Below are 8,042 nucleotides of genomic sequence, written 5' to 3'. Positions count from 1 at the left end.
GCTCGGCCTCGGCGACGTCGTCGAAGCCGACGACGGCGAAGTCCGCTCCCGCCTCGAGGCCGCGCTTGCGCAATGCCAGCATGACACCGAAGGCAACCGCGTCGTTGAAGCAAAGGGCCGCCGTCGGCGGTTCGGGCATGACCAGCGCCGTCTCCAGGCAGGCCATGCCGCCCTTGCGGCTGGTCTCGCCCTCGACGATCGTCCGGTCTGCAACGGGGATGGCGAACGCCTCGCAGGCTTCGAGGAACCCGCCCAGACGCTCCTGATAGACGACGAGGTCGGACGAACCGCCGAAGAAGGCGAGGCGGCGATGGCCCTTGCGGATCAGATGCTCGGTGGCAAGGCAGGCGCCGCGACGATTGTCGGGGGCGATCGCCGGGATGCGGCTTTCGGGCAGCCTGCGCATGGCGAACACCACGGGCACGCCAGCCGCTTCGATGCGCCGGAAAGCCCCAGGCGTCGTGCCGCGCGCCGGCGAGACGATCAGGCCGGCCACACCCTGCTCCATCATCGATTTCAGCACCTCTTCCTGGCGTACCGGGTTCTCCGCCGTGTTGGCTATGAAGGGGACGACGCCTGCCGCCTGAAACACGCGCTCCATGCCGACCGCAAGCTCGGCGAAAAAGGGGTTGGTGAGATCGTTGATCACCATGCCGATGACGTTGGAATGGGCCTTGCGCAGATTGGCGGCGCCGCGGTTGTAGACATAGCCGACATCCTCGATCGCCTTGCGCACCTTGACCGCGGTTTCAGGCCGGATCAGCCCGCTGCCCTGCAGTACGAGCGACACCGTCGATTTGGATACGCCGGCCTCGCGGGCGATGTCCAGGATCGTCGCCTTGGCCCGGCTGGCCATCCTCGTTCCGTCCTCCACGGTTTTGAGCAAATTTTATTGGAACGTTCTAATCACCGTTCCAAATCAGAGTCAATCGTGATTCCCGCGGGATTTGAAAAATTGATTGGTGCGGTTCAGAAGCCCATTAATGCGGGCGTTTCTCCACGGCGGGACTATGCCCTGACGGCTCGAATCCCAAGATCATAGAGCTTCTTGATTTATTGGAACGTTCCATTTATAGGAGCCGCAACGGGAGAGTTCCATGGACATCATCTTGCCTGCGGCAAACGGCGACCAGATCGGCTACCGGCTCGTCGGCAAGCCGGTCGAGCCGAGCAAGAACGCGCATTTTTCGCGCATCGCCTATGCCGCCGCCCATGTCGTCGCCGACCCCATCGCCATGACCAATCCGTGGTCGCGGCCAGCGGTCGACTGGGACAAGACCATGGCGTTCCGTCATCATCTGTGGCGGCTCGGCTTCCGCATCGCCGAGGCCATGGACACCTCTCAGCGCGGCATGGGTTTCGATTGGGCGAGCGCCAAAGAGTTGATCCGCCGCTCGGTCGCCGAGGCCAGAACAGTGCCGGGCGCCGACCTTGCTTCAGGGGCGGGGACCGATCACCTGGCGCCGGCGGCGGTCAAAACGCTCGACGACGTCATCGGCGCCTATGAGGAGCAGTTCGGCTTCATCGAAGGCGAGGGCGGCAAGGCGATCATGATGGCGAGCCGCGCGCTGGCGGCGGTGGCAAAAGGGCCGGACGATTATACCCGGGTCTACGACCGCATCCTGTCGCAGGCCTCCGGCAAGGTCATCCTGCACTGGCTCGGCGACATGTTCGATCCGGCGCTCAGGGGCTATTGGGGCAGCAGCGATTTCGACGCGGCACTGGATACGGTCGTCGCCATCATCGAGCGGCATGCAGACAAGGTCGAGGGCATCAAGATATCGCTGCTCGATGCCGAGAAGGAAGTGCAGTTGCGCGACCGGCTGCCCGAGGGTGTCGTGATGTTCACCGGCGACGACTTCAACTATCCGGAGCTGATCGCCGGCGACGGCAGGCGGCATTCGCACGCGCTGCTCGGCATCTTCGACGCCATCGCGCCCGTGGCCAATGCCGCGCTGGCGAAGCTGGCTGAAGGCGACAAGGCCGGCTATGACGCGCTGATGGCGCCGACCGTGCCGCTGTCGCGAAAAATCTTCGAAGCGCCGACCGAATACTACAAGGCCGGCATCGTCTTCATGGCTTGGTTGAACGGGCATCAGGACCATTTCACCATGATCGGCGGCATGCAGTCGGCGCGCGGCATATGCCACTATGCGGACGTGTTCCGCCTAGCCGACCAGGCAGGCCTGCTGGCCGATCCCGATCTTGCCTCCGCCAGGATGAAGAGCCTGCTGGCGACGGCCGGCATCTGAACCGATCGCCCCGCGGCGATTTGCGTTCCGCCGGCAAACCTGTATTCGCTTGCCAAAATCGCGTTGCACCAAGGCGGACTACGGGTGAGCAGATGGAAGTTCCCGGCTTGAGGGGGCGGGTGGCGGTCATTACCGCGGCCGGCCAGAACATCGGCAAGGCCGTCGCCCTGGCGTTCGCTCGAGCGGGGGCGCACATCGTGATTACCGGCGGCAGCGATCTGGCCAAGATCGAGGCCGTGGCGGATGAGGCGCGATCCTTAGGCGTCGAGGCGGTGGCCTCCGTCTGCGACGGCACCGACGAGACTGCCATGAACGCCTTGATCGAATGGGCGGTCGCGGAACTCGGCGGCGTCGACATCGCGGTATCCTGCGTCGGGATAGGACCGCATCAGCCGATCGCGGAGATCACCCTTCAGGACTGGCAGAAGGTGATGAACACCAATCTCGGATCGGCTTTCATCCTGACCCAGGCGGTGCTTCCGCACATGCGCAGGAGGAAGTATGGCCGCCTGCTTTACATGGCGGGCACGGACGCCCTTTTCCCGCTGGCAAACAGGGCGCATGTGGTCGCCGCGAAGCACGGCATGCACGGCCTGGCGAAGGCCGTGGCTCTGGAATGTGGGCCGGACGGGGTGACCGCCAACAGCATCGCGCCTGGATGGCTGGACACCGACCGAAACGCGGCGTGGTATCCCGATCTTGAGAAGACCTACGAGCATGTGAGAGCCACGGTGCCGCTCAGGACGTTGGGGACCGCCGAGGACGTCGCCAATGCCTGCCTCTATCTCGCATCGGACATGGGCAAGTTCGTCACCGGACATTTGTTGCACGTCAACGGCGGCGAGTTCATGGTGTAGGACCGCAATCGGCAAGGGGGCGCGTCGGCGTGAAGGGATACTGGCTCATCGTCGGAACCGAGATTTCGGACCAGGAAGCGCAGGCCGAATATGCCCGGCTCTGGAAGCCGATCGGCGAAAAATACCAGGCACGCACCAACACGACAAAGCAGCCGCCGCTGCTCGTCGAGGCGCGTGACGCCAAGCGCATGGTGCTTGTGGAATTTCCGTCGCTGGACATTGCCAAGGCCTGCTACGCCGACCCGGCCTATGAGGAAGCCATGCGCTTCGCGCTGAAGGCGTCGAATCGTACGCTGGTGATGTTCGAAGGGGATCTGGGGTAGAAAAGCGGATGGGCCGACGGGCTGCTCAGGCGAGAGAATTTTTCCCACTGAGGCAAAAAAGCCATGCCGACCGATGGGCGGCCCGCAACGATTCACGTGAGGTCAAAAGCGGTAGTTCAGGCTCAGCGAAACCGTATGGGTGCTAGGCTTGACGAATGTTGGGCCAACCAACACGCTGTCGTCTTCGAAATTATGATCCGAGAAATGCGCGTAGGCGTAATCAAGGCCGACAACCCATTTGTCATTGAGCGCGTAATCTGCGCCAACACCGATCGTCCAGCCGGTATAAGTCCGGTCAAACTTCGTATCTCCAAAACCGAGAACGCTATATCCGGTATCGTGCAGGTGCAGGAAGGCCACGCCGCCCTTAACATAGGGGAGAAAATTGCCCATCGCGTATCCGGCCTTGGCGACGATATCGCCCTGCCAATCGGCAGCGGTCTCGAATGTTTCACTGTCGATCGTCGGCACGGTCTTCTTGTTGAACACGGCAACCAGACGGGCCTCCGCTCCAACAACGAAATTGTTGTCGAACTGGTACTGGTAGCCTACTTGGCCGCCAATCGATGCCGATGTGCTGTCGCCATCATATCCGCTGGGATCATCATTGGGAATCCTCACATCACCCTTGAGAAAATTGACCCCGGCCACTGCGCCAATATACGCGCCTGTCCAATTGTAGGACGAGGGCTCGACTGACAATGCGTCGGCGGCAAAGGCTGACGAACAAAACCCAACAAGCATTGCCGATGTGAGTAGAGCCGTCCTCATAACCCGCCTATCGCTCCGGTCCGCCATTGCATCCATGGGTTGATAGCACGGGTTTCAGGGGTGCGCTGTAACACAGCGGCAACAGTGGCGCTGGTGGATGCGTCCCGAGAGATTGCTTCCGACACCGTGAGCGTCGGACGCAACGAAAAACGGGGTTCCTGTGCCAGAAAGTGGCGGAGACGGCTAAGTTATTGAAAGGATGGTGGGCGTGACAAGGATTGAACTTGTGACCCCTGCAATGTCAATGCAGTGCTCTCCCGCTGAGCTACACGCCCATCCGACGCCGCGCATACACCACTTTTGATCCGGCACGTCAATAGCGGGAATGTGGAAAGACGGCTTCCGTTTGTCGCATCGGCGAAGCGCCTGCCGATGCAGGGCCCGATCCGGGCTGGAGGCGGCTCAGGCGGCCTGCAGCATCTTCTCGACCTCGTTAACGAGATCGCGCAGGTGGAAGGGCTTCGACAGCACCTTGGCGTCCTTGGGGGCCTTGGAATCGGGATTGAGCGCGACGGCAGCGAAGCCGGTGATGAACATCACCTTGAGGTCGGGATCGATCTCGGTGGCGCGGCGGGCAAGCTCGATGCCGTCCATCTCCGGCATGACGATGTCGGTCAGCAGCAGCGAGAAAGGCTCCTCGCGCAGCCGCTCATAGGCGCTGGCGCCATTGTCGAAATCGCTTACCTGGTAGCCGGCGCGTTCCAGCGCCTTGACGAGGAAGCGGCGCATATCGTCATCGTCTTCCGCCAGCAGAATGCGTGCCATCATGTCCCGTCCGAATCACCCGCCCCAAGCCTGCCGCCGGGCTAGGCCGTTAACCATCCTGTATATGAGATGGAGCCGGTAAACATCAAGTGAATGAAGGGCATGCCAGATGTGGTTCGCGGCGCGGTTTTGCCGCCTGAAATGCTGGACATGCCGCACGCAAGGTGGCAAGTTTTGCGTCATGACGCAGTGCTTCATCCTGGTTCATAAAAATTGAAGACGGCAGCCGAGGATTTTTCGGTCGTTCCACCCTTCGAAATCCGATCGGGCGCCGAGCAGCGCGTCCCTTTCCTGTTCAACTCGCCGCATAGCGGCCGCCACTATCCGGAGCGGTTCCTGGCCATGGCGCGGCTCGACCGCAACGCCATCCGCCGGTCGGAGGACTGCTATGTCGAGGAGCTGTTCGGCGGCGCCGTGCCGCTCGGCGCGCCGCTGCTGGCGGCGAACTTTCCGCGCGCTTATCTCGACGTCAACCGCGAGCCTTGGGAACTCGATCCGCGCATGTTCGCGGAGCCGGTGCCGTCCTTCTGCAATATCCGTTCGGCGCGTGTCGCCGGCGGGCTGGGCACCGTGCCGAAACTGGTCGGCGAGGGGCTCGACATCTATCCCGGCCGGCTGCCTTTGTCCGAGGCCGTCGCGCGCATCGAAGCGGTGTACAAACCTTACCACGAGACGCTGAAGCGGCTTTTGACCAGGACGCATGCCAGGTTCGGCTATGCCGTGCTTATCGACTGCCATTCGATGCCGGCCTCGATCCGCGTCGGCGACAATGGCGTTCGGCCCGACTTCATCATCGGCGACCGGTTCGGCATCTCGGCCTCGCCGGCGCTCACTGAGATGGCGATCAGCCTGCTTGTCGGCATGGGCTACACGGTCGCGCACAACAAGCCCTATGCCGGCGGCTTCATCACCGAGCATTACGGCCGACCGGCGCGGCATCTGCATGCGCTGCAAATCGAGGTCAATCGCGGGCTTTACATGGACGAGCGGACGTTCCAGAAGTCGGCCGGCTTCGATGCCTTGGCTTGCGACCTGACCCGCTTCTCGGCCGATCTGATGTCGATGCCCGATCATCATTTCGTCGATTTGCCGCTCGCGGCCGAATGACGGCGCGCCCGAGTTCTTGATAAACGCAATTCCGGATGGAAAACCGCGTCACGCTTTTCCTGGAATTGCTCGAAAAAAAGACCGCATCGTTTTCACGACACGGTCGAAGTCTAGGGAGGAAACGCCCAAGGAGGGCATGGACAGGAAAACCTGTCCGACGACAAAATTATTGTGCGGCGCACAAATGTCAATCGACAGCTGGATTTTTTAATTCAATATGATGTGGAAATTCCGCTTCGGCGGTTCAGTTGTGGCATTAAGGCAACATAAAGCGGGCGCCTGACCGGTATTCAGCGCGCCTGTTCTGCGAGAAAGAGCGGCTGGCAAGAGCCGCGATGGGGAGAGCGACTTGGATATCAGCACCGATTTCATGCGGCGCATAGCGCATGCCGCCGCAGCGGAAACCTTGCCGCGCTTCCGCAGCCAGGGGGTGGTCGCCAACAAGGAGGCGGGAAGCTTCGACCCAGTCACGGAGGCCGATCGCGAAGCCGAGCGCGCGATCCGGGCGCTGATCTCCGCCGAATATCCCGAGCACGGCATTCTCGGCGAAGAACATGGCAGCCAGAACATCACCAGCCGGCATGTCTGGGTGATCGACCCGATCGACGGCACCCGCGCCTTCATTTCCGGCCTTCCGGTCTGGGGAACGCTGGTCGGGTTGACCGCCGACGGCGACGCGGTTGCCGGCATGATGTCGCAGCCCTTCACCGGCGAGCTGTTCTATGCCAACGCCTCCGGCTCGCACTATGAAGGACCGGGCGGCCCGCGCAGGCTCTCGACCCGCAAGACCACCGACCTCGCGCAAGCGACGCTGTTCACGACCACGCCGGCGCTTTTCAAGGGCGAAGCGCGCAAGCGCTACGACCAGTTCGAAACGAAAGTCCAACTCGCCCGCTACGGAACCGACTGCTACGCCTTCGCCATGGTGGCGGCGGGCTGTGTCGACATCGTCGCCGATCCGGGCCTGAAGCCCTACGACATCGTCGCGCTGATCCCGATCATCGAGAAGGCCGGCGGCGTCGTCACCACTTTCGAAGGGGCCCCGGCGGAGAAGGGCGGCGATATATTGGCTGCGGCGACGCCGGAGCTGCACGCCGCGGCAATGGCGGCGCTGCGCGGCTGATCGGGCGCGTTCAGGGAGCGTCGCCGGTGCCTGGAATGAAGGCATCGAAGGCGGCGAGCAACTGCTCGCGGTAGATGTCCCTCTCCTGCAGGATTTCGTGCTCGGCGCCGTCGATCATCAACAGCGAGCCGACGCGCAATTTCCTGGCATAGGCTTCCACGGCCTTGGTCGAGACCACCCGGTCGGCGCCGGCGGCGACGATCAGCATCGGAACCTTGACCCTTGCCATGAAATCCGGATCGCTGACGGCTTCCGCGGCCGCGGCTGCGGCCTTCAGCCAGCGGATGGTCGGGCCGCCGAGCGCGAGCTGCGGCCAGGCCTCATAGATCCCGACATTGCGGCGGTAGCGCGCCGGGTCCGAGGTCACCTTGTTCACCTCGAAAGCCGGCGGCACTTTCGGGCGTGGACCGATCGCCGCGTAGAGCCAGCCGAGGCCAAGCGCGCAGAAGATCGCGCACACGCGCCGCACGGTGGCGATCGAGACCGGCATGTCCGGCACCTCCAGAAAAGGCGCCAGCAGCACCATGCGCCGCACCCGATTGACCATGGACGGCGAGGCAAGCAGCGCAATCACCGCCCCGGTCGAGTGGGCGAGGATGTAATAGGGGCCGCGGCAGTCGGGCAGCACGATCTCTTCGAAAAATTGCTCCAGGTCGCGCGCATAGTCGCGGAAGCTGCGGACATGGCCGCGCTGGCGGTCGCGCAGCAGGCGGCTGGAATCGCCCTGGCCGCGCCAATCGAGGATGGCGACGCCGAAGCCGCGATCGGCGAGATTGCGGATGGTCTCGAAATATTTCTCGATGCACTCGTTGCGCCCGGTCAGCAGAACCACCGTGCCCAGCAG

Annotated in this window: 9 protein-coding genes and 1 tRNA gene; 5 read left to right on the top strand and 5 right to left on the bottom strand. The window is 62.9% G+C overall.

Annotated elements, in window-relative coordinates; translation table 11 throughout:
• The coding region (locus tag EOA24_RS19995; protein WP_127409999.1) for a LacI family DNA-binding transcriptional regulator at nt 1–856 on the bottom strand (856 nt) is incomplete at its 3' end.
• Nucleotides 857–1,097: 241 nt separating this feature from the next.
• On the opposite strand from EOA24_RS19995, the gene EOA24_RS19990 reads away from it, so the two are divergent.
• The 3 genes from EOA24_RS19990 to EOA24_RS19980 all read left to right on the top strand — a co-directional run bounded on the left by EOA24_RS19990 (nt 1,098) and on the right by EOA24_RS19980 (nt 3,432).
• Nucleotides 1,098–2,252, top strand: a complete 1,155-nt coding sequence (locus tag EOA24_RS19990) for a dihydrodipicolinate synthase family protein (protein ID WP_126081452.1) — start codon at nt 1,098–1,100, stop codon at nt 2,250–2,252.
• A 92-nt stretch (nt 2,253–2,344) separates the two neighbouring features.
• A complete protein-coding gene (locus EOA24_RS19985; protein WP_210213594.1) occupies nt 2,345–3,109 on the top strand; it encodes an SDR family NAD(P)-dependent oxidoreductase in 765 nt (254 codons plus the stop codon).
• 29 nt (nt 3,110–3,138) lie between these two features.
• Nucleotides 3,139–3,432: a DUF1330 domain-containing protein gene (locus EOA24_RS19980; RefSeq protein WP_126081454.1), complete on the top strand. Its 294-nt coding sequence runs from the start codon at nt 3,139–3,141 to the stop codon at nt 3,430–3,432.
• 102 nt (nt 3,433–3,534) lie between these two features.
• On the opposite strand, the gene EOA24_RS19975 is transcribed toward EOA24_RS19980, so the two are convergent.
• The 3 genes from EOA24_RS19975 to EOA24_RS19965 all read right to left on the bottom strand — a co-directional run bounded on the left by EOA24_RS19975 (nt 3,535) and on the right by EOA24_RS19965 (nt 4,968).
• Nucleotides 3,535–4,176: an outer membrane protein gene (locus EOA24_RS19975; RefSeq protein WP_189343082.1), complete on the bottom strand. Its 642-nt coding sequence runs from the start codon at nt 4,174–4,176 to the stop codon at nt 3,535–3,537.
• A 227-nt stretch (nt 4,177–4,403) separates the two neighbouring features.
• Nucleotides 4,404–4,478 (bottom strand) — tRNA-Val (locus EOA24_RS19970).
• A gap of 127 nt (nt 4,479–4,605) precedes the next feature.
• Nucleotides 4,606–4,968, bottom strand: coding sequence for a response regulator (locus EOA24_RS19965; RefSeq protein ID WP_006199474.1), 363 nt, complete (start codon nt 4,966–4,968; stop codon nt 4,606–4,608).
• A gap of 213 nt (nt 4,969–5,181) precedes the next feature.
• Here EOA24_RS19965 and EOA24_RS19960 point away from each other — a divergent pair, with 213 nt between their 5' ends.
• Entirely contained in the window at nt 5,182–6,075 is an 894-nt protein-coding gene (locus tag EOA24_RS19960; protein WP_042639392.1) for an N-formylglutamate amidohydrolase, read from the top strand.
• A 349-nt stretch (nt 6,076–6,424) separates the two neighbouring features.
• Complete coding sequence (gene hisN / locus EOA24_RS19955) at nt 6,425–7,198, top strand: histidinol-phosphatase (RefSeq protein ID WP_126081456.1); 774 nt, start codon at nt 6,425–6,427, stop codon at nt 7,196–7,198.
• Nucleotides 7,199–7,208: 10 nt separating this feature from the next.
• Here hisN and EOA24_RS19950 read toward each other — a convergent pair.
• Nucleotides 7,209–8,042, bottom strand: an 834-nt coding sequence (locus tag EOA24_RS19950; RefSeq protein WP_133374556.1) for an alpha/beta hydrolase, incomplete at its 5' end; no start/stop codon positions are given.

The organism is Mesorhizobium sp. M2A.F.Ca.ET.039.01.1.1 (genome assembly GCF_003998035.1).
Lineage (GTDB): Bacteria > Pseudomonadota > Alphaproteobacteria > Rhizobiales > Rhizobiaceae > Mesorhizobium.
This window is presented reverse-complemented; position numbering and strand designations above follow the sequence as displayed.